The organism is Amycolatopsis sp. NPDC059027, from assembly GCF_042739735.1.
Lineage (GTDB): Bacteria > Actinomycetota > Actinomycetes > Mycobacteriales > Pseudonocardiaceae > Amycolatopsis.
This window is the reverse complement of sequence record NZ_JBHYIK010000072.1, coordinates 19,193-42,442: the sequence shown is the minus strand read 5'-3', so window position 1 is coordinate 42,442 and position 23,250 is coordinate 19,193. Positions and strand designations below refer to the sequence as shown.

Here is a 23,250-nt window from a genome sequence, read left to right as displayed (position 1 = left end):
TTCTCCCGCGCGGATCGCTCCTGCCGGGAGCGAGCGGGCTCACGAATTGCTGCAAAGTGGTCTAGACCTATGCCGGGTGAAGTGCGACGATCCGGACATGCGCGGCAGCGACGCCGCGTCCCCTTCACGCCAGGAGGACTCCCGTGAAGAAAACCCGAACGCGGCGGCTCGGGCACGCGCTCGCCGCACTGACCCTGCTCGTCGGCACGGCGGGTGTCACCACGGCGGGCACCGCCGCCGCGGCCACGCCGCCGCTGCAGTCGATCGTCCCCGTCCCGGTCTCCGTCCAGGCGGTCGACGGCGTCAGCTACCCGCTGACCGCCGCCACCAAGATCTACACCGAGGCCGGCTCCGCACCGGCCAAGGACGTCGGCGAATACATCGCCGGTGTCCTGCGCCGGTCCACCGGCTTCCCGCTGCCCGTCTCCGACGCGGCGGGCGGCACCCCCGCCGACGGTATCTCCCTGTTGCTCACCGGTGCCGACGCGAAGGTCGGTGATCAGGGCTACCAGCTCGACGCCGCGGCGAACTCGGTGGTGCTGCGCGCGAAAACCGCCGACGGCCTCTTCACCGGCGTGCAGACGCTGCGGCAGCTCCTGCCGGGGAAGATCGAAAGCCCGACCGTGCAACAGGGCCCGTGGACGATCCCGGGCGCGCACATCCTCGACTACCCGCGCTTCGGCTACCGCGCGGCGATGCTCGACGTCGCGCGCCACTTCCACCCGGTGGACACCGTGAAGCGGTACATCGACCAGCTCGCGCAGTACAAGATCAATCACCTGCACCTGCACCTCGCCGACGACCAGGGCTGGCGGATCCAGATCGACAGCTGGCCGCGCCTGGCCACCTACGGCGGCAGCACCCAGGTCGGCGGCGGCCCCGGCGGGTACTACACCAAGGCGCAGTACACCGATTTCGTGAACTACGCGGCCTCGCGGCACATCACGATCATCCCCGAGATCGACATGCCAGGGCACGTGAACGCCGCGCTGGCCTCCTACGCCGAGCTGAACTGCAACGGTGTCGCGCCGCCGCTGCGCACCGACATCGAGGTCGGCTACAGCTCGCTGTGCATCAGCAAGGACATCACCTACACCTTCGTCTCCGACGTGATCCGCGAGATCGCGGCGCTGACCCCCGGCCCGTACTTCCACATCGGCGGGGACGAGGCCGCGGCGACCTCGCAGCCGGACTACCTCAAGTTCATCGGCAAGGTGCTGCCGATCGTGGCGGCCAACGGCAAGCAGCCGAACGGCTGGCACGACATCGCCAAGGCCGCGCTGCCCGCCAACGCCACCCCGCAGTTCTGGGGCACCACCACCTCCGACGCCAACGTGGCCAAGGCCGTCGCGAACGGCAGCAAGGTGATCATGTCGCCGGCGAACAAGGCCTACCTCGACATGAAGTACAACGCCAGCACGCCGATCGGGCTCAGCTGGGCCGGGTACATCGAGGTGCAGGACGCCTACAACTGGAACCCCGGCGCGTACCTTTCCGGGGTCGGCGAGTCCGCGGTGCGGGGCGTCGAATCTCCACTGTGGACGGAAACCGTGGTGACCCCGGCCCACATCGACCTGCTGGCCTTCCCCCGGCTGGCCGCGCACGCCGAACTCGGCTGGTCGCCGTGGTCGACCCACGACTGGGCCAAGTTCCGGACCCGGCTCGGCGCCCAGGGGCCACGCTGGGAAGCGCAGTCGATGAACTTCTACCGCTCCGCGCAGATCCCGTGGGACAACGGCGGCAACCCCGGCACCTGCACGCTGCCCGCTTGGGACAGCGGGACCGTATACACCGGCGGGAACACCGTTTCGCACAACGGGCACAAGTGGACCGCGAAATGGTGGACCAAGGGTGAGGAACCCGGCGCGGGCGGCGAATGGGGCGTCTGGCGCGACGACGGCGTCTGCTGACCCATCACCCTGGGAACGCCCGCGCGGCTCTGCCCGTGCGGGCGTTGTCCGGCCCGGCACGGAACACCACGGGTGGGCTAGACGTTGGGCACGGACATGAGCGATGACCTGGATCACATCCGCACGCTGTCCCTGCAGGAGCACGGCCTGGCCACGATCGCGACGACCCGCCCCGACGGGACGGTGCACTCCACGATCGTCAACGCCGGGGTCATCGACGACCCGGTAACGGGCGCGCCCGGCGTCGCCTTCGTGGCCAGGGGCGACGCGTACAAGCTGAAACTGCTTCGACGTGCCGGGCATGCGAGCCTCGCTTTTCGCCGTGGCTGGGACTGGGGTTCGGTCGATGGACCGGTCCATCTGATCGGCCCGGACGACCCGGACCCCGCCTTCGACGCCGCCGGGCTGCCGAAGCTGCTGCGTGACGTGTTCATCGCGGCGACGGGCACGCACGACGACTGGGACGAGTACGACCGCGTGATGGCCGCCGAGCGCCGGGTCGCCGTGTTCATCCAGGCACGCCGGATCCTGCGCAACCGGACCTGATCAGCGCTCCGCAAGCCGTCCGAGCAGGTCGCGCGGGACCACCCGCACCGGGAACGGCCGCTTCGCTTCGAACGGTTCGTCTCCCGCGGCCTTGGCGACCCGCTGGTAACGGCCGTCCTCGTCGAGCTCGAAAACGGTCAGCTCCGGCTCCGCCGGGTCGATCACCCAGTAGCTCGCCACACCTAACCGCTCGTAGACCGCCTTCTTCGTATTCAGATCGTGGATAGCCGTGCTCGGTGACAACACCTCGACCGCGAGCACGGGCGGCACCGGCAGCCCCTTCTCCGTGAAATCCTCGGCCTGCCCGACAAGCACGTCGGGCTGCAGTTCGAGGCTATCGCCGATCCGCACCGCGAGCGGCGCGAGGAACACCTCGAACTCCCATGGACACGCCGTGTGGAGCACGCTGTGCAGGAGGGCCACGATCATCTGGTGTCTGGTGCCCGGTGCGGGGCTCACGTGGAGCATCCCGTCGATGAGTTCGTAGCGTCGGCCATCCTCCGGCATCCCCTCGAGGTCGCGCACCGTCATGGGGCCCGACCCGGCCGGATACTGGATGTCCGTCATAACCGTCATGGTGCCCTCCTTCCCAGGCTTTGACCAGAGCGCACCACGCGGCACCGACAAAAACGGCGTCGGCGAAGACGAGAACGCCCCGCCTCACTCGATCGTGTGAGGCGGGGCGCCGAAAGCCGGAGCTACTTCTTGTTCTTTCCGTTGTCCTCTGTGGACAGTGCGGCCACGAAGGCCTCCTGCGGGACCTCGACCCGGCCGACGGTCTTCATCCGCTTCTTGCCTTCCTTCTGCTTTTCCAGCAGCTTCCGCTTCCGCGAGATGTCACCGCCGTAGCATTTCGCGAGCACGTCCTTGCGGATCGCGCGAATGGTCTCACGGGCGATGATCCGCGAGCCGATCGCCGCCTGGATCGGCACCTCGAACTGCTGGCGCGGAATGAGTTCGCGCAGCCGGGTCGCCATCCGGTTCCCGTAGTTGTACGCGGCGTCCTTGTGCACGATCGCGGAAAACGCGTCGACGGTTTCGCCCTGCAGCAGGATGTCGACCTTGACCAGATCGGCGATCTGCTCGCCCGCCTCCTCGTAGTCCAGCGACGCGTAACCGCGGGTGCGCGACTTGAGCGTGTCGAAGAAGTCGAAGATGATCTCGGCGAGCGGCAGGTTGTAGCGCAGCTCGACCCGCTCCTCGGACAGGTAGTCCATGCCGAGCAGGACGCCGCGCTTGGTCTGGCACAGCTCCATGATCGTGCCGACGAATTCCGACGGCGCGAGGATGCTCACCTTGCTGACCGGCTCGTGCACCTCGGAGATCTTGAGCCCGGTCGGCCAGTCCGACGGGTTGGTCACGGTGACCTCGGTGCCGTCCTCGAGCACCACGCGGTAGACGACGTTCGGCGCGGTCGAGATCAGGTCGAGGCCGAACTCGCGCTCCAGCCGGTCGCGGGTGATCTCCAGGTGCAGCAGGCCGAGGAAGCCGCAGCGGAACCCGAACCCGAGCGCGACCGACGTCTCCGGCTCGTAGTCGAGCGCGGCGTCGTTGAGCTGGAGCTTGTCCAGCGCCTCGCGCAGTTCGGGGTAGTCCGAGCCGTCCACCGGGTAGAGCCCGGAGTAGACCATCGGCTTCGGCTCGCGGTACCCGGCGAGCGGCTCGGTGGCGCCCTTGCGCTCCGAGGTCACGGTGTCGCCGACCTTCGACTGGCGGACGTCCTTCACGCCGGTGATGAGGTAGCCCACCTCACCGACCCCGAGTCCCTTGCTGGCCTTGGGTTCCGGCGAGATGATGCCGACTTCCAGCAGCTCGTGGGTGGCGTTGGTGGACATCATCCGGATCCGCTCGCGCGGGGTGATCCTGCCGTCCACCACCCGGATGTAGGTGACGACGCCGCGATAGGTGTCGTACACCGAGTCGAAGATCATCGCGCGGGCCGGGGCGTCGGCGTCGCCCTGCGGCGGCGGGACCTGGCGGACGACCTCGTCGAGCAGCTCGCCGACGCCCGCGCCGGTCTTCGCCGAAACCCGCAGCACGTCCGAGGGCTCGCAGCCGATGATGTGCGCGATCTCGGCCGCGTACTTGTCCGGATCGGCCGAGGGCAGGTCGATCTTGTTCAGCACCGGGATGATCTGGAGGTTGTTCTCCAGCGCCAGGTACAGGTTGGCCAGTGTCTGCGCCTCGATCCCCTGCGCGGCGTCGACCAGCAGGATCGCGCCCTCGCACGCCTCGAGCGCGCGGGAGACCTCGTAGGTGAAGTCGACGTGGCCGGGGGTGTCGATCATGTGCAGGACGTGGTCCTGGCCGTCGACCTGCCACGGCAGGCGCACGTTCTGCGCCTTGATCGTGATGCCGCGCTCACGCTCGATGTCCATGCGGTCGAGGTACTGAGCGCGCATCGCCCGCGCTTCGACCACCCCGGTGAGCTGCAGCATCCGATCCGCCAGCGTCGACTTGCCGTGGTCGATGTGGGCGATGATGCAGAAGTTCCGGATGAGCTCCGGTGAGGTGAAAGTCGTGTCCGCGAACGTGCTCACTCGTGTGATCCTCGGGAAAGGTCGGGGATGGCCACCCCTATGGTCCCATGGAGCTCCGGGTGCGGGTGGGGGTCATCCCCGATGCGGGCCGCGGCGGGCCGTGGTGCCCTCGAAGTATGAGCACTTCCCCCTCGCCCGTGCCCGCCTCCGGACCGGCCCCCGCCGGTCTGCTGGACCGCACGTTCGGCCATCCCCGCGGTCTGCTCGGCCGCCTCGGTGGCCTGGTCATGGCACACGGCAACGCACAGACCGAGCACCGGGTGGCCGCACTCGCGAAGATCGAACCGGACGAGTCCGTACTGGTCGTCGGGCCCGGCCCCGGCGTCGGCCTGGACGACGTGGCGAAGCTCGCCCGTCGCGCGGTCGGCGTCGATCCGTCGCCGGGCATGCTGGCGCTGTGCCACCAGCGCTGCGGCGACCGCGCCGAACTGCACCAGGGCACGGCCGCGGACACCGGCGAGCCCGACGGATCGCTCGACGTGGCACTGAGCGTGAACAACGTCCAGCTGTGGCCCGATCGCGCGGCGGGCTTCGCCGAGCTGTACCGCGTCCTGCGTCCTGGCGGCAGACTGCTGATCTCCGCCCACGAGAAGTGGCTGCCCGTGTCGCGGCACGTCCTCGCCCGCGAAGCCGAGTCCGCCGGGTTCACCGACCTCCAGACCTGGACATGGGAGCCGCCGGGCTTCACCGCGCTCGCCGCGCAGCTGCGCGCCGTCAAGCCCGCGCGCTAGCTCCGGGGATCGGTGCGCAGCGGATGCCCGGCGGGCACCTCGACCAGGACGATGCGAGTACCGTCGGGATCGGCGATCCACGCCTCGTCGAGCCCCCACGGTTCCCGGCGAGCCTCCCGCACCGGCGTCACCCCTCGGCCGGCGAGGTCGGCGAGCGTGGCGGGCAGATCACGGACCTGGATCCACAGCGCGACGTCCGGGCTCGGCCCGGCACTCGCGCTGCCGACGATCTCCAGCGACCCGTGGCCGAGGAAGAACACCGTGCCGCCGGGGAACTCCTTGTCGATCGCCAGCCCGAGGGTGTCGCGATAGAACGCGGTGGACGCCTCGATGTCGCGCGGATGGATGAGAACCCTGCTGCTCAGCACTTCCATGGGCTCAATCCCTACCGGGAAGATCAGGCCACCGCAATCGCGGCGATACCCGACAACACGACCACGGAACCGACCAGCCTGCGCACCGCGTTCGCCTCGCCGAGGACGAGCCAGGCGGCCAGCCCGCCGAGCACGATGCTCAGCTCGCGCGCGGGGGCGACCAGGCTGACCGGGGCGATCCGCAGCGCGTAGAGCACCAGGAGATACGCGACCGGGGACAGCAGCCCGACCAGCAGCGCCTCGCGCTTGTGCTCGCGCCAGAGCTTGCCGATCATCGGCCGGTCGACGAGCGCGTAGGGCATCAGCAGCAGGCACTCCATGACCGAGCCGACCGCGAAGTAGACGATCGGCGGGACGGCGAGACCGGTCACCGCGTGCGCGTCCCACAGCGTGTAGCCCGCGATGAACGCGCCGGTGAGCAGGCCGTAGCCGATCCCTGCCCGGCGGGCCCGCGGATCGGTCTCCCCGTCCCGGCGCCCGGTGCTGATCACCAGCACGCCGACGATCACCAGGAAGGCGCCGGCCAGCCCGAGCCAGCCGGGGTGCTCACCGAACAGCACGACCGCCGCGATGACCGAGAGCAGCGGGCCGGTACCCCGCGCGAGCGGGTAGACCACCGAAAGATCGCCGACGACGTAACCCCGTTGCAGCACCACGCCGTATCCGACGTGCAGCAGCGCGGTCACCGCCGCGGCCAGCAGCCAAGTCCACTGTGGACGTTCGTTTTCCACGGCGAGGACGACGATCGTGACCGGGAGGAGCGCGACGGCCGAAACGGTGTAGTAGAGGAACACGAAGCGGGCACCGCCGTAGCCGACCCGCTTGGCGGCGAGGTTCCACACGGCGTGCACGACGGCGGCGACGAGGACGAGGGACAGAGCGGTGGCGTTCATCGGACCCTTTCGAGGTTTTCGCGCACGCGAAAACCCCAGGTCCTCCAGGCTTTTGTCCCGTCAGATGAACGGCGGGCTCCTGAGCCGCCGATGGTGCCGCTCGGACCTGCCCCACCGGCCCTTGTTGTCTCTCCCGCAGGTGCGGGCCGCTGGCGGAACCCTAGGCACTGACTCCACCCACCGTAGTACGCGTAAGCGATCACGTCGAGGCCCTCGCGAGGCCGCCGGAGCAGGCTGTTAGGCTTTCCGTTCGTTGTCGTGCGGCATTCCGTCAGGGAGGAAACCCGGGCGCCCGTGAGGGTGGCCGGGGCCACAGCGACGCGGCAGCGAACTCACCGAGTACACGACAGGAGCGCCACCATGGCCAACATCAAGTCGCAGATCAAGCGCATCACCACCAACGAGAAGGCGCGTCAGCGCAACCAGGCGATCCGGTCCTCGGTGAAGACCGCGATCCGCAAGTTCCGCGAGGCCGCCGAGTCCGGGGACAAGGCCAAGGCCGTCGAGCTGCAGCGCGAGGCCGCCAAGAAGCTGGACAAGGCGGTCACCAAGGGCGTCATCCACGCCAACCAGGCCGCGAACAAGAAGTCCGCGATGGCCAAGCGCGCGAACAGCATCTGAGCCGTTCTCCGAAAGGCCCCGGCGACCTCGGTCGCCGGGGCCTTCCGCGTGTCCTTCTCCTCAGCGGCCGGCCTCAGTGGTCGCCCTTGGCGGCGACGACCTCGTTCACAGCTCGCTCCAGTGCATAGTCCGGGCTCGCCGCGGCACCCTTGACCTCGGAGTTGAGCCGAGCGACGACCCGCATCGCGGCGGCGAGACCGTCCTGGTTCCAGCCGCGTGACTGGCCCTGCGCCTTGCGCACCTTCCACGGCGGCATGCCGAGTTCCCCTGCCATCTGGTTCGGGTTGCCCCGTCCGGCCGCGGAGACCCTGGCGATGGTGCGGACGGCATCGGCGAGCGCGTCGGCGACGAGCACGTGCGGCACCCCCAGCTGCATCGCCCAGCGCAACTGCTCCAGCGCGGCCGCCCTGTCCCCCGCCACGGCCTTCTCCGCGACCGCGAAGCCCGTCACGTCCGCGCGGCCCCGGTGGTACCGGCGCACGGCCTGCTCGTCGACGACGCCGCCGGAGTCCGCGACGAGCTGCGTCGCCGCCGACGACAGCTCCCGCAGGTCCGAGCCCACGGCGTCGATCAGCGCGAGCACCCCGGCGCCGTCGATCTTGCCGCCCGCCCGGCGGACCTCGTTGCGGACGAACGACTCCCGGTCGGCGGCCTTCGTCAGCTTGGGACACTCGGTGATCTGGGCCCCGGCCTTGCGCAGCGCGGCGGGCAGCGCCTTCGCCGCCTTGCTCCTGCCGCCCCCGGTGTGCACGACGACCAGCACGATCCCGTCGGCGGGCGCCTTGAGGTAGGACAGCACGGCGTCGGACAGCTCCTGCGAGATGTCCTGCGCCGCCTCGAGGACGATCACCCGGCCCTCGCTGAACAGCGAGGGGCTCACCAGTTCGGCGAGTTCGGGCGTTGTGAGTTCGGACACCCGCATCCTGGTCATGTCCGCGGTCGGATCGGCCGCCTTGGCGGCGTCCAGGGCGGCGCGGACAGCCCGTTCGATGAGCAGTTCTTCCTCACCGAGTACGAGATGCAGCGGTGTGGTGGCGGTGGCTTGCGCGGTCACCCCCCGATCCTCTCACCCGCCCGGCGACACGCCCGCTCCGGTGACACCGGCGCGCCCACCGTGGCACGAGCCGATCAGGATGCCGTACGGTGTGTTCCGAGGCAGCGCCCAGCGGCGCGCCGACAACTGAATACCGCTCATCCAGAGGGGCAGAGGGAACGGCCCGACGAAGCCCCGGCAACCGGCGTCAAAGCCTGTCATCCCGCGATCGCGGGATAGCTGACGAACACGGTGCCAATTCCGGCCCGCCTCGGCGGGACAGATGAGGAAAGGAACCTCGCGATGACCGCAACCCTCGGCACGACCTCCACCACCAAGACCCCGGACCTGGGCCCGGCCGTCGAACTGGTGTCGAAGGAAGAGGGTCACCGGCAGCCGCTCGCTCCCGAATTCGTCTCCGCCGAAGACTTCTCGCCGCTCGAGGTCGCCTACGACTTCGGCCGGGTCCGGCGCGAGGACATCGAAGCCGGCCCGAAGAACATCTGGCGCTACAAGAAACTCCTTCCGGTTCCCTCCAACGTCGAGGAGATCCCCAACACCGAGCCAGGCTGCACCCGGCTGGTCCGGGCCGACCGGCTGGCGAAAGCGCTGGGGGTCAAGCGGATCTGGGTCAAGGACGACACCGGCAACCCGACGCACTCCTTCAAGGACCGGGTCGTCGCCGTCGCGCTGGCGGCCGCCCGCGAGTTCGGGTTCGAGGTGCTGTGCTGTCCCTCGACCGGCAACCTCGCCAACGCCGTCGCCGCCGCGGCCGCCCGGGCGGGCTGGCAGTCGGTCGTGCTGATCCCGAAGACGCTGGAACGCGCCAAGATCCTCACGACCGCGGTGTACGACGGCGCGCTGATCGCCGTCGACGGCAACTACGACGACGTCAACCGCCTCGCCACCGAACTCGCCGCCGAGCACGAGAGCTGGGCGTTCGTGAACGTCAACGTCCGCCCGTACTACTCGGAGGGCTCGAAGACGCTGGCCTTCGAGGTCGCCGAGCAGCTCGGCTGGCGGCTGCCCGAGCAGATCGTCGTGCCGATCGCCTCCGGCTCCCAGCTGACCAAAGTGGACAAGGGCTTCCGCGAGCTCGGCCAGCTCGGACTGGTGGAAGCCAGCCCGTACAAGGTGTTCGGCGCCCAGGCCACCGGCTGCTCGCCCGTGTCGGCCGCGTTCCGCGCCGGGCACGACGTCGTCCAGCCGGTCAAGCCGGACACCATCGCGCGCTCGCTGGCGATCGGCAACCCGGCCGACGGCCCGTACGTGCTCGACGTCGTCAACCGCACCAACGGCGCGATCGAGGACGTGAGCGACGAAGAGGTCGTCGAGGGCATCCGGCTGCTGGCCCGTACCGAAGGCATCTTCACCGAGACGGCGGGCGGGGTCACCGTCGCCACGGCGAAGAAGCTCATCGAGACCGGCAAGCTCGACCCGGACGCCGAGACCGTCCTGCTGATCACCGGCGACGGCCTCAAGACGCTCGACGCCGTCGAGGACCACGTCGGCCCCAAGGCGACCGTCGCACCGTCGGCCGCCGCCGTGCGCGAGGCCCTCGGCTACTGACGCCGGTTCACCGCCGGGGCGGGCCACGCGGCTCGCCCCGGCGGGAGACCGCCGGACCGCCACCGTCCGGGAGCACCGCGGTGTCCCCGTCGAGGTCGGTGCGGGTCACCAACGCCCCCAACGCGATCAGAGCGTCCACAGTGGACTTGCTGGGATGGCCGTAGCGGTTTCCCGCGCCCACACTGGCCATCGCGACGCGGGGCGCGACGGCCGTGAGGAAGTCCGGCAGCGAATACCGTGACCCGTGGTGCGGGACCTTCAAGACCTCGGACCGCAGATCCGCTCCCCCTGCCAGCAAATCGGCCTGCGCCGCCAGTTCCACGTCACCGGTCAGGAGCACGCGCCCGGCAGGCGTTCCCGCGCGCAGCACGACCGAACTGTTGTTGACCATCGTCCCGTCCTGCTCGGTGGCCGAGCGCGCCGGAACGTATCGCGGCCCGAGCACGTCGAGGGACAGCCCCGGCCACTCCAGCCGCTGCCCGACGCTCAGTTCGAGGAGGGGCACGCCCTGGCGTCCGGCTTCCTCCGCGACCTGCCGCCAGGCCCAGCCCGGCGCCCTGCCCGGCCCGACCGCCACCGCGCCCACCGTTCTGCCCTCGAACACCGACACCAGCCCGCCCAGATGATCGGCGTGGAGGTGACTCAGCACGATCAGTGGCACGCGGTCGATGTCGAGCCGTCGCAGGCATTCGTCGACCGGGCCGGGTTCGGGCCCGGTGTCGACGACCACCGCCCGGCCGCGCTCGGCCGTCGCCAGCACCAGCGCGTCACCCTGGCCCACATCGCATTCGACCATCGCCCACGAGTCCGGTGGCCAGGCCGGGGCGAACACCCGGACCGGAACGAACACCAGCAGCACCACGGCGAGCAGCACCGTCACCAGTACCCGGATCCGGCGCAGCCGCAACGCCACCACCAGGACGGCGAGCAGCGCCGCCGCGAGCAGACCGCCCCACCAGCCGCCGGGCCAGTCCAAGACCGCGCCGGGTGCCCGCGCGCCGTGCCGCGCCACGAGAATCAGCCACCGCGCCTCCGGATCGGCCAGGTGGACCAGCACGTTCCCGGCGCCGGGCCACCACGGCCCCACGACGGTGGCCAGTACCCCGAACACGGTGGCCGGTGCCACCACCGGCGCCGCGAGCACGTTGGTCAGCACCGACACCACACTCACCGAACCCGCCATGCCCGCCAGCACCGGCGCGGTGACCACGAACGCCGCGAGCGGGATGGCCAGCCCCTCGGCGTAGCCCGCCGGAACGCCCCGGCGCACCATCGCGTCCGCCCACCGCGGCGCCAGCAGAACCAGCCCGGCCGTGGCCAGCACCGAGAGCGCGAAGCCGAAGTCGACGGCCATCGCCGGATCCCAGATCACCAGCGCGCAGACCGAAAAGGCCAGCGCGGGCAAGGCCGAGCCCTGTCTGCCCAGCGCCAGTGCCAGCAGGCCGACCGCGCCCATGACCCCGGCCCGGAGCACGCTCGGCTCCGGCCCCGCGAGCACGAGGAATCCGACCAGGCACAGCCCGGCCGCGATCGCCGAGGCACGTGGCCCGATCCGCAGCACGCGCAGCAGGAGCAGCACCGCGCCGCAGACGATCGCGAGGTTCCCACCGCTGACGGCCGTGAGGTGGGACATCCCCGAGGAGACGAACTCGTGCTCGACTCGGGGCGGCAACGCGCTCGTGTCCCCGACGACCAGACCGGGCAGGAGACCGGCGGGTTCTTCCGGGAGACTCGCGCACAGCCGGTGCAGACCGGCGCGCAAGGACTCGGCCGCCCGCTGCCACCACGGCGCGGTACCGACATCGCTGGGCGGACCACGCACCGACAGCACCGCAACAATCAGTTCCGCGCCACGCGCGGGCCCGAGTTGCCCGGAGACCGTCACGGCCTGACCGGGCAACAGGCCCGACCATGGCGTGATCGGGGCGAGCAGCAAGACACGGCCGGTGCTCTCGGCGCGCCGCCCCGCGACCTCCGCGGCGGTCACCTCGGCGGGGAGCACGACCGACCGGGCACCGGCCTGACGATCGGCATACCCGGCCGAGCGGACCGGTTTCGGCCGTTCGGTGACCACCACCCGCAGCACGGCCGGAGCCCCATGGACGGCGGCCGCGCGCAACGGATCCTGTTCCGCGTCGCGGACACGCATCGCAGTGGGACCCGCGAGCGCCAACCCGAGCAGTAGCAACGCACCCGCCGCCGCTCGCCAGGACGGGCGGCGCCAGAACACCACCGCGCCGGCGATCGCGGTGACCGCTCCCCCTGCCACGGCCACCCACCACGTGCCGAGCAGCGCCGCCAGCGTCACGCCCCACACCGCCAGCGCGGCCGGGACGAGCCGGGGATCCTGCGCACGCCACCATGGCGGCGGCTGCCGCGTCTCCGGTGTGCCAAGCCCCGCGCTCATCCGACGCTCACCTGCTCCCGGATTTTCGAGAACTTCGCTTCGCCAATGCCTTCGACGTCGCGAAGTTGCTCGACGCTGGCGAACCCGCCGTGCCGGGTACGCCATTCGACGATCCGGCGGGCCATCACGGCGCCGACGCCCGGCAGGGTGTCGAGCTGATCGGCCGTGGCCGCGTTGAGATCGACCTTGCCCGGTGGCGCGCCCGCTCCGCCGGGCCCGGCCGCCGCCGGCGCCGGGACACCGACCGCGAGCTGTTCTCCGTCGGTCAGCCGCCGGGCCAGGTTCAGCGCGCTCGGATCGGTGCCGGGTTCCGGGCCACCGGCGGCACGGAGCGCGTCCGCGACGCGTGCGCCCGCGGGCAGGGTGATCAGCCCCGGCGACCGAACCCGGCCGATCACGCTGATCACGAGACCGGTCTTCGGCTGCTGGGGCTGCTCGGCGACCGGCTTCGCGCTCGGCAGCCCCGGCGGGCTCTCCGCGGCAGGCCTGCCGCCGAAGAGCGCCACCGCGCCGACCACCAGCAAGACGACACCGAGGAGGACAGCGCCGAGCACGAGCCGGCGTTTGCCCGCCGCGCCACCCGCCAGCCCCGCGGGCAGCCAGCGCCGGACCAGCCGCCCACCGGCGCCCATCGCAGGGGCGTCCGGGGACAGCTGATCGGCCAGCCACGCGAGCCTGGCGTTGACGGAGGAGCCCGGGTCCCGGGCGGTGGGGTCGAACACACGATCGACGTTAGGACAGCCGGAAGCCGTCCGGCAGGGGAAATCGGCGCGGCTGTGGACAAGTGGGGTCTTGTGGACAGATCGCCCGGGCACGGCCGGATTCGACCGGTTTCCGTCGTACCCGGATGCGATGCTGGCGGGTTACCCATCTGCTCGGGCTCGGTGCGGCGGTGTCCGTCGCGGAGGAGCGCGCTGGGAGGCGTCTACGGTGGGCTGCACCGAGATCCGCGGTGCTCGTGATGGGTCGCAGGGCTGGTTGCGACAAGGGCGTCCCTCGGTGCATTGGGTGCGACAAGCGCGTCCCTCGGTGGGGCGGCCGGGGCAGCGAGACCCCGCATCCGGCGGATCAAGGCCCCGTGCACTGAAGGGCGCTTTCAGTACACTGGACGCGGTGAAGGACGCCTTCAGTGCGCCCCCGACGCCGGTGTCTACTGTGGACAGTCAGGAGGCGGTTCAGCCGATCGCGCGCTGGACGACGACGCCGAGCACACCGGGGCCGGTGTGCGCGCCGATCACCGCGCCGATCTCCGAAACAACACAGCCGGACGAGCCGGGCACGGCCTCCTCCAGCCGGTTGGCCAGTTCGACCGCGCGCTCCGGCGAGGCGAGGTGGTGCACCGCGAGTTCGACCTCGCCCTGCCCAGCGGCCGACACCGCGAGTTCGACCAGCCGCGCCACCGCGCGGTTCATCGTGCGGACCTTCTCCAGTGGCCGGATCCGGCCGTCGTCCATGTGCAGCACGGGTTTCACCGCGAGCGCCGTGCCCAGCAGCGCGGCCGCGGGGCCGATCCGCCCACCCCGGCGCAGGTAGTCCAGCGTCTCCACCACGAACAGCGTCTCGGAACGTTCGGCGGTCGCCACCGCGGCGGCCTCCACTTCGGCCGGGGACGCTCCGGCCGCGGCGGCACCGGCGGCGTGCAGGGCCGCGAAACCCAGGCCCATGGCGGTGGTCCGCGAGTCGACCACGCGCACCCGATCGGGCCCGACCTCCTGCGCCGCCAGCACCGCCGCCTCCCAGGTGCCGGACAGCTCGCGGGACAGGTGCACCGACACGACGGCGTCGGCACCCGCGTCCAGCGCGGCGCGGAACTCGGCGACGAATTCGGCGGGTGTCGGCCGCGAAGTGGTGACGATCTTCCGCTGTCCCAACGCTTCGGCGAGCGCGGCGGGGCCCATCTCGGTGCCGTCGAGGGACACCGCACCGTCCACCAGGACGTGCAGGGGCACCACCCGCACCGCGCTGCGCTCGGCGAACCCCTCTGGCAGGTGGGCGGTGGAATCCGTGACTACCGCGACCGACACGCGCGTCAGCCTACGTGGCCGGGTGTGAGGGACGGCGTCATCAGCTTCGCCATCGCGTCGCCGACCGCGGCGTGCCCCGCCCAGCCCCAGTGCATCCCGTCCGGGTTCCCGTGCCCGCCGCGGACATGCTCGCCGACGACGGCGGGGAGGTCCAGCATGGGCACGTCCGCCCGCGCGCCCCACTCCGCCAGCGCGGTGGTCGCGCCCGGATGCGCGGTGTGCACGCCGCCGTACGCGGCGGCGCGGTGAACCGACGGCAGCATCCCGAAGATCGGCAGCTCCGGCCGGAGAATGCGCAACGCCCCGACGGCCGTGTCGAGGTAGTGCACAGTGAGCTTCGCGGGCAGCACGACGGGACGGCCGCGCAACGCGATCGCGAGCCGTGGCTGAGCCGCGAGGTACGCCTTGCGGACGAGCCTGCGGACCGGATCCGGCCGCAGATACCGCAGTCCGGTGCGCAGATACGTCGGCAGCGGCGAGGGCAGGGTGTCCATACTGCCGACGGCGAGGACAACGGCGTCGACGTGGTGCAGATCGGCCCAGACCCGCGGATCGCCGATGAGCGACCACCAGGCGTCCCTCGCCGTCCAGCCGAAACCGGCGACGAGATCGGCGCTCCCGCCGAGCGCCTCGGCAGCGATGTTCGGCCACAGCCGGGGTTCGTCGGCGGCACACGGCCCCTCGGGTCCGTGAAAGCTCAGCGAATCGCCGAACACCAGCAGGCGTGGCCCCATCGTCAGCCGGTGATACCCGCGTTGTACGCGTACAGCCGCCACTTCCCGTCCCGCTGGACGAGTTCGACCCAGTGGCAGTTCACGATCCCGCCCAGCGACGGCCACACCTCGACGGGCAGGCCCAGCAGCTTCGCGGTCAGCGCGATGATCAGCCCGCCGTGCGTCGCCAGCAGGACCGTGTCGCCTGCCCCGGAGTTCGGCAGGCTCAGGTCGGCGACGACCTCGATCGCGCGCTCGGCGACGTCCACCCGGGACTCACCGCCGGGCGGGGCCCAGGTGGCATCGGCACGCCAGCGGTCGCGCTCGCCGGGATAGGCCGCGTCGACCTCCTCGCCGGTGAGGCCCTGCCACTCGCCCAGATGCGTTTCCCGCAGCCGCTTGTCGATGCGCAGCTGGACGCCGAGCGCCTCGGTCAGCACGGTGGCGGTGTCGGTGGCGCGGCGCAGGTCGGAGGCGATGACGAGTTCCGGCGAGAACCGCGCCAGCCCCGGCACCGCGAAACGCGCCTGGTTCCAGCCGACCGGGGTCAGCGCCGAGTCGAGATGCCCCTGCATCCGTCCGGCGGCGTTGTAGTCGGTCTCCCCGTGCCGCCACAGCACCAGCCGCCGGGGGTTCACTGAGCCTCGTCCACGTCTTCCGCCTCGCCGGGCTCGGCCAGGCCCTCGACCTCGATGCGCGGGCAGTCCTTCCACAGCCGTTCGAGGCCGAAGAAGACCCGCGCCTCCTGGTGCTGGACGTGCACCACGACGTCGACGTAGTCGAGCAGCACCCAGCGGCCCTCGCGGGCGCCCTCACGGCGGACCGGTTTGTGCCCGGCCATCCGCAGCTTCTCCTCGACGTTGTCGACGATCGCGCCGACCTGCCGTTCGTTGGGGGCCGAGGCGATGACGAAGGCGTCGGTGATCACCAGCTGTTCGGACACATCCAGCACGACGATGTCGCTGGCCTTCTTGTCCGCCGCGGCGTGCGCGGCCGCTACGGCCAGCTCCCGTGCCTGGGACGTGGCTGTCACAGTGCTCCTTTGTCGTTGGGGATGCGCCCGAAGAGCGTACCCGGCGGCACCGACATGCCGTGCATCACGCACCTTCGTCCTTGCGATACAGGTCCTTCTTGGCGATGTAGCGGACGACGCCGTCGGGCACGAGGTACCAGACCGGCTCGCCCCGCTCGACGCGTTCGCGGCAGGCCGTCGAGGAGATCGCCATCGCGGTCACCTCGACGAGGCTCACCTTGCCGCTGGGCAGGTGATGCGAGTTGAGCCGGTAGCCGGGCCGGGTCACGCCGATGAAGTGCGCGTAGGTGAACAGCTCGTCGGCGCGGTGCCAGGTCAGGATCTGTTCGAGCGCGTCCGCGCCGGTGATGAAGAACAGCTGGTCGTCGGGATACTCGGCGTGCAGATCGCGCAGCGTGTCGACCGTGAACGTCTGGCCGCCGCGGTCGATGTCCACCCTGCTCACCGAGAAGACCGGGTTGGACGCCGTCGCGATGACGGTCATCAGGTACCGGTCCTCGGCCTTGGTGACCACCCTGTCGGCCTTCTGCCACGGCTGACCGGTGGGCACGAAGATGACCTCGTCCAGCGCGAACCGTGACTGGACCTCGCTGGCCGCGACGAGGTGGCCGTGATGCACGGGGTCGAACGTGCCGCCCATGACCCCGATCCGCCGTGGTGACATGACTGGTGAGCCTATACACCGCGGACCGGGGCCGCGTGCCTCACCGGCCCGGCGCACCCCCGCCGGCGGCGACCTTCGCCAGCGCCGTCCCGAGCAGGTCCCGGAACCGCCGCGCGGCGACGTGGTCCAACGTCAGATACGACTCGAGCGCGGAGCCGATCGTGAAGGTCAGGTCTTCCTCCGATTCGATCCGGCACGTCATGGCGGTGTCGCCGTCGATGATCATCGACACGGACACCCTTTCTCGCTGTTCCGGGAACACGGCCATCATCTCTCCCTCGCCTGGGGTTTGGTGATGCCCATGTAAACATGTCAGTGACAGTTTTACACTGCCACTTTAGAGTGAAGTTGTGACTCTGACCACTTTGAGCTGCCATACTGACCGTAGATCCCAGCCGACTGACACGAAAGAGCGACCCCACTGATGCCACCCGGCAAGAACACCTCGACCAGCAAGAAACGCCAGGTCGGCGCGGCCGAGCGCGCCTTCCGCGAGCGCGCGGGGCTCACCGTCGAAGCCGCCGCCGAAGTCCTCGACGTCGCCGTCCGCACGATGCACCGGATCGAAAAGGGCGAAACCCGCATCGACAAGGCGAAGATCCTGCTGCTCGCGAGCGCGTACCACTGCTCGCCGGAGGAGACCGACGCCTGGCTTCAGCTCTCACGCGAGATCCGGCAGACGAGGAGTGAGTATCCGGGGTTCGTGCCGCTCAAGACCCGTACTTTCAAGGAGCTGAGCAAGGACGCGGATGAGATCCTGATCGTCGCGACACTGCTGATTCCCGGCCTGTTCCAGACCGAGGACTACATGCGCGCGCTGTTCGCCGAGAGCGGTTTCATCGATCCCGAGCGAAGGGAGGAATTGATCGGCGTTCGGAAGGCCACGCAGGAAATCCTCGTGGCGGACCCGCCGCCGACCGTCCGCGTGATCATCCACGAAGCGGCGCTACGCATTCCGGTTGGCGGCCCAGCCGTGATGCGCGACCAGCTCCGCCACCTTCGGGCCCAGGCCGACAAACGGCATATCGAGTTGCAGGTCCAGCCCAACGAAGGCGGCGCTCATCCCGGGATGGGCTACGACTTCACGCTGATTGGCTTTGACGACGATCCGAACAGCGACATGGTGGCCGTCGACGGTGTCGAGGAGACGCTTTACCGGGATCGCCCCGCCACGACGAAGCCGTATAGGCTGGTGTTCGACCACAAACGGGTGTCGGCACTGCCGTTCGAGGCATCGAAGACCCTCATCGACGACGCGGCGGGCACCTTCGGTCGACTCATCGACTGACTGGAAGTGACGACCGTGGCACACACCGGCAAGCGCGTACCGACCCGGCTCACCTGGCGCAAGTCCAGCTACAGCGGGCAAGCCAGCAATGGCAGCAACGAATGTGTCGAGCTGGCGGAACTGCCTGACGGTGGGCGTGCCATCCGCGACTCGAAACTCGGCGACGCCAGCGGCGTCCTCCACACCGGCCCCACCACCTGGACCGCACTGCGCCACCACCTTCGGGGGTAGTGCCTTACTTCGGGGTGGCATGCCCAGCACAATGAGGAGCCATGACCACTCTCGGGTCCGACATTCCCGGCCTGCTGATCGACGGTTCGCCGGACCGGCCCTCGTACCGTCCCCGGGTCACCTTCGAACGCTCGGCGCTCGGGTCCGTGCGGCTCTGAAAGCAACCAGTGCCGATGATCTCGTCGAGTTCGAGCGCGAATTCCATCGGGCGATGGCGGAGGCCGACGACGACTTCGACCTCACGCGGGTGCAGAAGCTGGTGGGCTGCTGGTACGGACGTGCGCTGGAACATCTCAACCCGGACATCGCCGAGTACACCCGTGCTGTGATCGAGCGCCTGCAAGCCGGAGACGAATCCGACATTGCGGAGGGCCGATGAGCTATGCGCTGGCCGGGCAGGAGAACTGGCTCCGCCGGGACCCGTGGAACACCGGACCGCACTGCGTCACCACCTCAGCTAGAGCTGCGCGGCTGGTCCGGCCATCTCAGGTGAGGATGTATCAGGCAGTGGATCGGCGCCACCCGGTCGCTGCCTATCCCGCCGCCGTTGCTGGCCGTAGCGTTTGTCGACACGGGTAAACGTGACGTGACCGGAGATAAGCAGGGCGACTACGACCCGACCAAAATCGAGGCCGAGAGTCAGCAGGACGAAGGCGGCGACCACAGTAAGAAGGAGGGCGAAGAAGGAGGGCGAAGACTGAGCGCGCACTGGAGCGTTGACGACGCCATCGCGGCGGGCCACCTCTCCGCCGAATGGCGCCCGGCGTTCGAGCGGGCCCCGAGGACAAACTTCGTTCCCGAAGGAATCTGGATTCCCTCCGGCGACGGGTACGCCTGGACCACCCGCTCCGCGGATCCGGACGCGTGGCAGGCCGCTGTTTCCGCGGACCGCCCGGTCGTCACCCAGGTCGACGACGGCAAGACCAAGCCGGGCGAGATCGGCGGTTCGCCGACGAGTTCGGGGTCGATGCCGACCGTCGTCGCGCTCATGCTCGACGCGCTCGATGTCGCTCCCGAGCATCGCGTGCTGGAGATCGGCACCGGTACCGGCTGGAACGCGGCCCTGCTGACCGCCCGGCTCTGCGAAGACCACGTGACCACGGTGGAAGTCGACCCAGACGTGTGCGCCAGCGCGAAAACCGCGCTCCGCGACGCCGGTCTGAACCCCACGGTGGTGTGTGCGGACGGCGAGGACGGCTACGCGCCGAACGCCCCCTACGACCGCGTGATCGCCACGGCGAGCGTGTACCGGGTGCCCCAGTCCTGGATCGCCCAGACCCGCCCCGGCGGCCTGATCATCGCCCCGTGGATCACCGACTGGCACAACGCGGCGTTGCTCCGGCTAAGCGTCAAGGAGGACAACACCGCCGTTGGCCGGTTCGACGGCAATGTCTCGTTCATGCGGCTACGCGCTCAGCGGGACCAGCACGCCGACTGCCGAGTGTGCGACATCGGCGAGACCGGCCCAACCACCGAGACCATTACCGACCGCGTGATCGTCCGCGACACCATGGCCGACATCCACGGCAGTTTCTTCGTCGGACTAGGCTTGCCGGACGTCTACCACTACGCCGACGAAGCCGATTCCGGCCGGTGGACCGCGGTGCACATCCACGAAATTCACGGCTCCTGGGCCACAATCGACCTGACCCCCGCCACTCCGACGGTACGCCAGTCCGGCCCGCGTCGGCTGTGGGACGAGGTCGCCGCCCTGCACGCCGAGTGGGTCGAGCGGGGAAAGCCGGAGTACACCCGGTTCGGCCTCACCGTGACGCCGGATCGCCAGGACGTGTGGCTGGGCGCTCCAGAGAGCGTCAGGTAAGCCCGCTCGGGATTTTCCCGCACACCAGCCCTTCCAGCAGCTCGACGGCGCGGCGGGCGGCGGGGTGCCGCGCGATCGACTTCTTCACCGCGAGACTCAGATGCCGGACCGGAGTGGGAGCCGTCAGCGCGACGGTGGTCAGGCCCTCCGGCAGCTCGCCGATGCCGAGCGCCGGCACCACGGTCAGCCCGATTCCCGTTGCCACAAAGGACATCGCGGTCCGGTAGTCGTGTGTCTCCACCACGAAACCCGGGGAGAACCCGGCCTGCGCGCAGGCGTTGAGGAGCACCTGGCGGCACGGCCCTTCGCGCAGATCGTTGTCCACCCAATGCCGCTCGGCCAGGTCCGCCAGTCGCACCTCCGGCACGCTGGCGAGCGGGTCGTCGACGCGGACGACGGCGAGATAGGGGTCCTCGGCGAGTCTGCGCACCTCGATGGTTGCCGGACGTTCGGCACCGGTCTCCTCGACGAAGATGTCGACGTCCGGGTCGCCCGGCGTGAACTCGGTCAGCAGCAGGTCCAGCCGGAGGTCCGGGAACTCGGCACGCAGCGCGGCGACAGTCGGCGCCAGCCATGTCGCACCGGCCGAGCCGAAGTAGCCGATCGCAAGGCTGCCGACCCGTCCGGCGCGCAGATCGCCGACCACCCGCTCGACCCGGCTGAACGACTCGAACAACGTGTCTGCCTCGGCGGCCAGGGTCCGGCCCGCCGCGGTGGGCTCGATGCCGCGACCGGACCGTTCGAACAGCCGCAGGCCGGTTTCCCGTTGCAGCGCGGCGAGTTGCTGGCTCACCGCCGACGGTGTGTAGCCGAGTGCGGAGGCGCTCGCGCGGATCGAACCCGTCGCGACGACCGCCCGCAGGACGCGGAGCCGTGGGATGTCCAGCATGCCGCGACTGTACAGCGCTACTTAACAGAGGTACAGAACTCGTCGCTTGTGCTGTACAGAAGACGCGGGCGACGATGCCTGGGTGACCGATCTACTCGATACCGCCCGGCCCACCGGCACCAGCAAAACCGACATCGGCAAGATCGCGGCCGCAGCCGGGCTCGCGGTGGTGCTGTGGGGTTCGTCGTTCGTCGCCATCCGCGGCATCGGGCACGCATTGTCCCCCGCGCCGCTGGCGCTGTTGCGGCTCGGCGTCGCGGCCGTCACGCTCACCGTGATCGTGGTGGCGAAGCGGGCGGTCCGGATCCGCTTGTCCCGCAAGGCTTTCCTGCTGATCGCGGCGTACGCAGTGCTGTGGCTCGCCGGTTACACGGTCGCCCTCAACGCGGGAGAACGACACGTCGACGCCGGGACCGCGGCGTTGCTGGTCAACCTCGCGCCGCTGCTGGTCGCCATCGCTGCCGGGAAGCTTCTCGGCGAAGGCTTCTCGCGCTCTCTCATTGTCGGCTCGCTCGTCGCGCTGGGCGGAGCCGCGATCATCGCGACCGGGGCCACCACCCAGCGCGATGCGTCGGGCGTGCTGCTGTGCCTGCTGGCCGCCGCGCTCTACGCCGCGGGCGTCATGATCCAGAAGGTGGCGTTGCGCCACGTCGACGGGCTCACCGCGATCTGGCTCGGCTGTGTCGTCGCCACCGTGGTCCTGCTGCCCTGGACGCCCCAGCTGATCGGCGAGCTGCGGGTCGCCTCCACACCGGCGGTGCTCGGCGCCGGCTACCTGGGCGTGTTCCCCACGGCGGTCGGGTTCACCGCGTGGGCTTACGCGCTGCGCCGCATGGACGCCGGGCGGCTGTCCGCGGTGACCTACGCCGTTCCGGCCGCGTCGGTGCTGTTGTCGTGGCTGCTGCTCGGCGAGATTCCCACGGCGTTCGGACTTATCGGCGGCGTGCTGTGCCTGGCCGGTGTCGCCATCTCCCGCAGGCGATAGCGCGCGTCACGGCAGGAGATTCAGCAGGAGGGCGAGGGTGCCGAGCGTCTGCAGGAGGAAAGTCGTGCCCGCGTGCATCCCGAGCGACACCCGCAGATCCTTCTTCCGCCAGACGAACCACGGCCCCGGGAAGAAGAAGACGACCCTGGACAGGAACACCCAGGGAGACCACAGGTGGTACAGCGAGAACAGCACCGTGCTGAGCACCGGAGCCCACCGGCCCAGCCGGGACAGGCGGCTCATCAGAAAGCCGCGGAAGTAGAGCTCCTCGATGATCGGGAAGGCCAGCCCGGTCAGCGGAATGCACGCCGCCAGTGCGACAACCATGACCGCGTGCGGGTATCCGGCGAGGCCGTCGGTGAGGCCGCCGCCCGCGCCCTCGAACGGGAGCCATCGGAACAACAGGTCGTAGACGAAGCTGTCCACGGGCATCAACGCGAACGACACCACCAGGAACCACACGATCAAGGGAATGACGAGGGCGACGAGTTTCCCGCGCGGGAGCGGCTTGTCCCGATAGCGCACCACTCCGCGCAGTGACAAACGGCCGTTTCGCCGACGGCCCAGCCACAGCAGCAGGCCGAGTTCGAACGGCGCAAGGGCCAGGAGCATGGCGATCGCCCAGCCCAGGAACGGCGGATACCCGATGGACTTGGCCAGCGGCCGCGCTATGAGCAGGTAGACGGCGACGATCAGGACGCCGGGAAGAAGGTGCAGCGTGATCGACAGCGGCAGGGAGTGGCGATCGGCCAGCAACCGCCCGGCGATTCGGCTCGGCCGGGCCCCAGGTGCGGTGGACTTGGTCTCCATGCCGGGGACGTTCGTCCGGTCCGCCGACATGACGCTGACACGGGACTGACGCGGCGCGCGGAGAGCCTGACAGCGCGGCCGCCGAAAGCACGCGGTGGGGGGGGGGGCCCCCCCCCCCCCCCCGCGCCCCCCCCCCCCCCCCCCCCCCCGCGCCGGGGGGGAGCGCC

Annotated in this window: 25 protein-coding genes and 1 riboswitch; of the genes, 10 read left to right on the top strand and 15 right to left on the bottom strand. The window is 70.2% G+C overall.

Annotation, left to right across the window (positions count from 1 at the left end):
* Positions 1 to 143: 143 nt before the first annotated feature.
* Together ACFWY9_RS36285 and ACFWY9_RS36280 are read left to right on the top strand one after the other, a co-directional pair.
* Positions 144 to 1,910, top strand: coding sequence for a family 20 glycosylhydrolase (locus ACFWY9_RS36285; protein WP_378341010.1), 1,767 nt, complete (start codon positions 144 to 146; stop codon positions 1,908 to 1,910).
* Between the two features lie 96 nt (positions 1,911 to 2,006).
* Entirely contained in the window at positions 2,007 to 2,456 is a 450-nt protein-coding gene (locus ACFWY9_RS36280) for a pyridoxamine 5'-phosphate oxidase family protein (RefSeq protein ID WP_378326685.1), read from the top strand.
* Here ACFWY9_RS36280 and ACFWY9_RS36275 read toward each other — a convergent pair whose 3' ends face one another.
* Both ACFWY9_RS36275 and lepA read right to left on the bottom strand, forming a co-directional pair.
* Positions 2,457 to 3,032 carry a Uma2 family endonuclease gene (locus ACFWY9_RS36275; protein ID WP_378326684.1) on the bottom strand — a complete coding sequence of 192 codons (576 nt, stop codon included), beginning with the start codon at positions 3,030 to 3,032 and terminating at the stop codon, positions 2,457 to 2,459.
* 122 nt (positions 3,033 to 3,154) lie between these two features.
* Entirely contained in the window at positions 3,155 to 4,996 is a 1,842-nt protein-coding gene (lepA, locus tag ACFWY9_RS36270; RefSeq protein ID WP_378326683.1) for a translation elongation factor 4, read from the bottom strand.
* Positions 4,997 to 5,112: 116 nt separating this feature from the next.
* Between lepA and ACFWY9_RS36265 the strand changes: the two genes are divergently transcribed.
* Positions 5,113 to 5,727: a class I SAM-dependent methyltransferase gene (locus tag ACFWY9_RS36265; RefSeq protein ID WP_378341009.1), complete on the top strand. Its 615-nt coding sequence runs from the start codon at positions 5,113 to 5,115 to the stop codon at positions 5,725 to 5,727.
* On the opposite strand, the gene ACFWY9_RS36260 is transcribed toward ACFWY9_RS36265, so the two are convergent.
* Together ACFWY9_RS36260 and ACFWY9_RS36255 are read right to left on the bottom strand one after the other, a co-directional pair.
* Complete coding sequence (locus tag ACFWY9_RS36260) at positions 5,724 to 6,101, bottom strand: VOC family protein (RefSeq protein WP_378326681.1); 378 nt, start codon at positions 6,099 to 6,101, stop codon at positions 5,724 to 5,726. The two genes, ACFWY9_RS36265 and ACFWY9_RS36260, sit on opposite strands and share 4 nt — an antisense overlap.
* Positions 6,102 to 6,124: 23 nt before the next feature.
* The gene (locus ACFWY9_RS36255; protein WP_378326680.1) at positions 6,125 to 6,994 is read right to left on the bottom strand and encodes a DMT family transporter; all 870 of its coding nucleotides are present in this window, start codon (positions 6,992 to 6,994) and stop codon (positions 6,125 to 6,127) included.
* Positions 6,995 to 7,354: 360 nt separating this feature from the next.
* Between ACFWY9_RS36255 and rpsT the strand changes: the two genes are divergently transcribed.
* Positions 7,355 to 7,615 carry a 30S ribosomal protein S20 gene (gene rpsT / locus ACFWY9_RS36250; protein ID WP_378326679.1) on the top strand — a complete coding sequence of 87 codons (261 nt, stop codon included), beginning with the start codon at positions 7,355 to 7,357 and terminating at the stop codon, positions 7,613 to 7,615.
* Between the two features lie 73 nt (positions 7,616 to 7,688).
* Here the strand turns inward: rpsT and holA are convergent, their stop codons facing one another.
* Positions 7,689 to 8,669, bottom strand: a complete 981-nt coding sequence (gene holA, locus ACFWY9_RS36245) for a DNA polymerase III subunit delta (protein ID WP_378341008.1) — start codon at positions 8,667 to 8,669, stop codon at positions 7,689 to 7,691.
* Between the two features lie 134 nt (positions 8,670 to 8,803).
* A riboswitch (SAM riboswitch) is annotated at positions 8,804 to 8,938 on the top strand.
* A 13-nt stretch (positions 8,939 to 8,951) separates the two neighbouring features.
* Here holA and thrC point away from each other — a divergent pair.
* On the top strand, positions 8,952 to 10,217 hold the full coding sequence (gene thrC / locus ACFWY9_RS36240) for a threonine synthase (protein WP_378326677.1): 1,266 nt from the start codon (positions 8,952 to 8,954) through the stop codon (positions 10,215 to 10,217).
* Positions 10,218 to 10,224: 7 nt separating this feature from the next.
* On the opposite strand, the gene ACFWY9_RS36235 is transcribed toward thrC, so the two are convergent.
* From ACFWY9_RS36235 to ACFWY9_RS36200, 8 genes are all read right to left on the bottom strand, one after another.
* Positions 10,225 to 12,624, bottom strand: a complete 2,400-nt coding sequence (locus ACFWY9_RS36235) for a ComEC/Rec2 family competence protein (protein WP_378341007.1) — start codon at positions 12,622 to 12,624, stop codon at positions 10,225 to 10,227.
* On the bottom strand, positions 12,621 to 13,346 hold the full coding sequence (locus ACFWY9_RS36230) for a helix-hairpin-helix domain-containing protein (protein WP_378341006.1): 726 nt from the start codon (positions 13,344 to 13,346) through the stop codon (positions 12,621 to 12,623). The genes ACFWY9_RS36235 and ACFWY9_RS36230 overlap by 4 nt, the downstream gene beginning before the upstream one ends.
* A 453-nt stretch (positions 13,347 to 13,799) precedes the next feature.
* Positions 13,800 to 14,648, bottom strand: a complete 849-nt coding sequence (locus tag ACFWY9_RS36225) for a DegV family protein (protein WP_378326674.1) — start codon at positions 14,646 to 14,648, stop codon at positions 13,800 to 13,802.
* 5 nt (positions 14,649 to 14,653) lie between these two features.
* On the bottom strand, positions 14,654 to 15,382 hold the full coding sequence (octT, locus tag ACFWY9_RS36220; protein WP_378326774.1) for a diglucosylglycerate octanoyltransferase: 729 nt from the start codon (positions 15,380 to 15,382) through the stop codon (positions 14,654 to 14,656).
* A gap of 2 nt (positions 15,383 to 15,384) precedes the next feature.
* The gene (locus tag ACFWY9_RS36215) at positions 15,385 to 15,999 is read right to left on the bottom strand and encodes a histidine phosphatase family protein (protein WP_378326673.1); all 615 of its coding nucleotides are present in this window, start codon (positions 15,997 to 15,999) and stop codon (positions 15,385 to 15,387) included.
* The gene (rsfS, locus tag ACFWY9_RS36210; protein WP_378326672.1) at positions 15,996 to 16,394 is read right to left on the bottom strand and encodes a ribosome silencing factor; all 399 of its coding nucleotides are present in this window, start codon (positions 16,392 to 16,394) and stop codon (positions 15,996 to 15,998) included. Before rsfS ends, ACFWY9_RS36215 begins: the two co-directional genes overlap by 4 nt.
* Before the next feature lie 64 nt (positions 16,395 to 16,458).
* A complete protein-coding gene (nadD, locus tag ACFWY9_RS36205) occupies positions 16,459 to 17,058 on the bottom strand; it encodes a nicotinate-nucleotide adenylyltransferase (RefSeq protein WP_345406277.1) in 600 nt (199 codons plus the stop codon).
* A gap of 40 nt (positions 17,059 to 17,098) precedes the next feature.
* Positions 17,099 to 17,326 carry a hypothetical protein gene (locus ACFWY9_RS36200; protein WP_378341004.1) on the bottom strand — a complete coding sequence of 76 codons (228 nt, stop codon included), beginning with the start codon at positions 17,324 to 17,326 and terminating at the stop codon, positions 17,099 to 17,101.
* Between the two features lie 156 nt (positions 17,327 to 17,482).
* Between ACFWY9_RS36200 and ACFWY9_RS36195 the strand changes: the two genes are divergently transcribed.
* The 4 genes from ACFWY9_RS36195 to ACFWY9_RS36180 all read left to right on the top strand — a co-directional run bounded on the left by ACFWY9_RS36195 (position 17,483) and on the right by ACFWY9_RS36180 (position 20,399).
* The gene (locus ACFWY9_RS36195) at positions 17,483 to 18,346 is read left to right on the top strand and encodes a helix-turn-helix domain-containing protein (RefSeq protein WP_378341002.1); all 864 of its coding nucleotides are present in this window, start codon (positions 17,483 to 17,485) and stop codon (positions 18,344 to 18,346) included.
* A 6-nt stretch (positions 18,347 to 18,352) separates the two neighbouring features.
* Positions 18,353 to 18,577, top strand: coding sequence for a DUF397 domain-containing protein (locus ACFWY9_RS36190; protein ID WP_378341001.1), 225 nt, complete (start codon positions 18,353 to 18,355; stop codon positions 18,575 to 18,577).
* Between the two features lie 154 nt (positions 18,578 to 18,731).
* Complete coding sequence (locus ACFWY9_RS36185; protein ID WP_378341016.1) at positions 18,732 to 18,956, top strand: DUF6247 family protein; 225 nt, start codon at positions 18,732 to 18,734, stop codon at positions 18,954 to 18,956.
* Positions 18,957 to 19,163: 207 nt separating this feature from the next.
* The gene (locus tag ACFWY9_RS36180) at positions 19,164 to 20,399 is read left to right on the top strand and encodes a methyltransferase domain-containing protein (protein ID WP_378341000.1); all 1,236 of its coding nucleotides are present in this window, start codon (positions 19,164 to 19,166) and stop codon (positions 20,397 to 20,399) included.
* Here ACFWY9_RS36180 and ACFWY9_RS36175 read toward each other — a convergent pair.
* The gene (locus ACFWY9_RS36175) at positions 20,392 to 21,288 is read right to left on the bottom strand and encodes a LysR family transcriptional regulator (RefSeq protein ID WP_378340999.1); all 897 of its coding nucleotides are present in this window, start codon (positions 21,286 to 21,288) and stop codon (positions 20,392 to 20,394) included. The genes ACFWY9_RS36180 and ACFWY9_RS36175 overlap by 8 nt on opposite strands.
* Before the next feature lie 82 nt (positions 21,289 to 21,370).
* Here ACFWY9_RS36175 and ACFWY9_RS36170 point away from each other — a divergent pair, with 82 nt between their 5' ends.
* Positions 21,371 to 22,273, top strand: coding sequence for a DMT family transporter (locus ACFWY9_RS36170; RefSeq protein ID WP_378340998.1), 903 nt, complete (start codon positions 21,371 to 21,373; stop codon positions 22,271 to 22,273).
* 6 nt (positions 22,274 to 22,279) lie between these two features.
* Here ACFWY9_RS36170 and ACFWY9_RS36165 read toward each other — a convergent pair whose 3' ends face one another.
* Positions 22,280 to 23,083: a CPBP family intramembrane glutamic endopeptidase gene (locus ACFWY9_RS36165; RefSeq protein ID WP_378340997.1), complete on the bottom strand. Its 804-nt coding sequence runs from the start codon at positions 23,081 to 23,083 to the stop codon at positions 22,280 to 22,282.
* Positions 23,084 to 23,250: the final 167 nt, after the last annotated feature.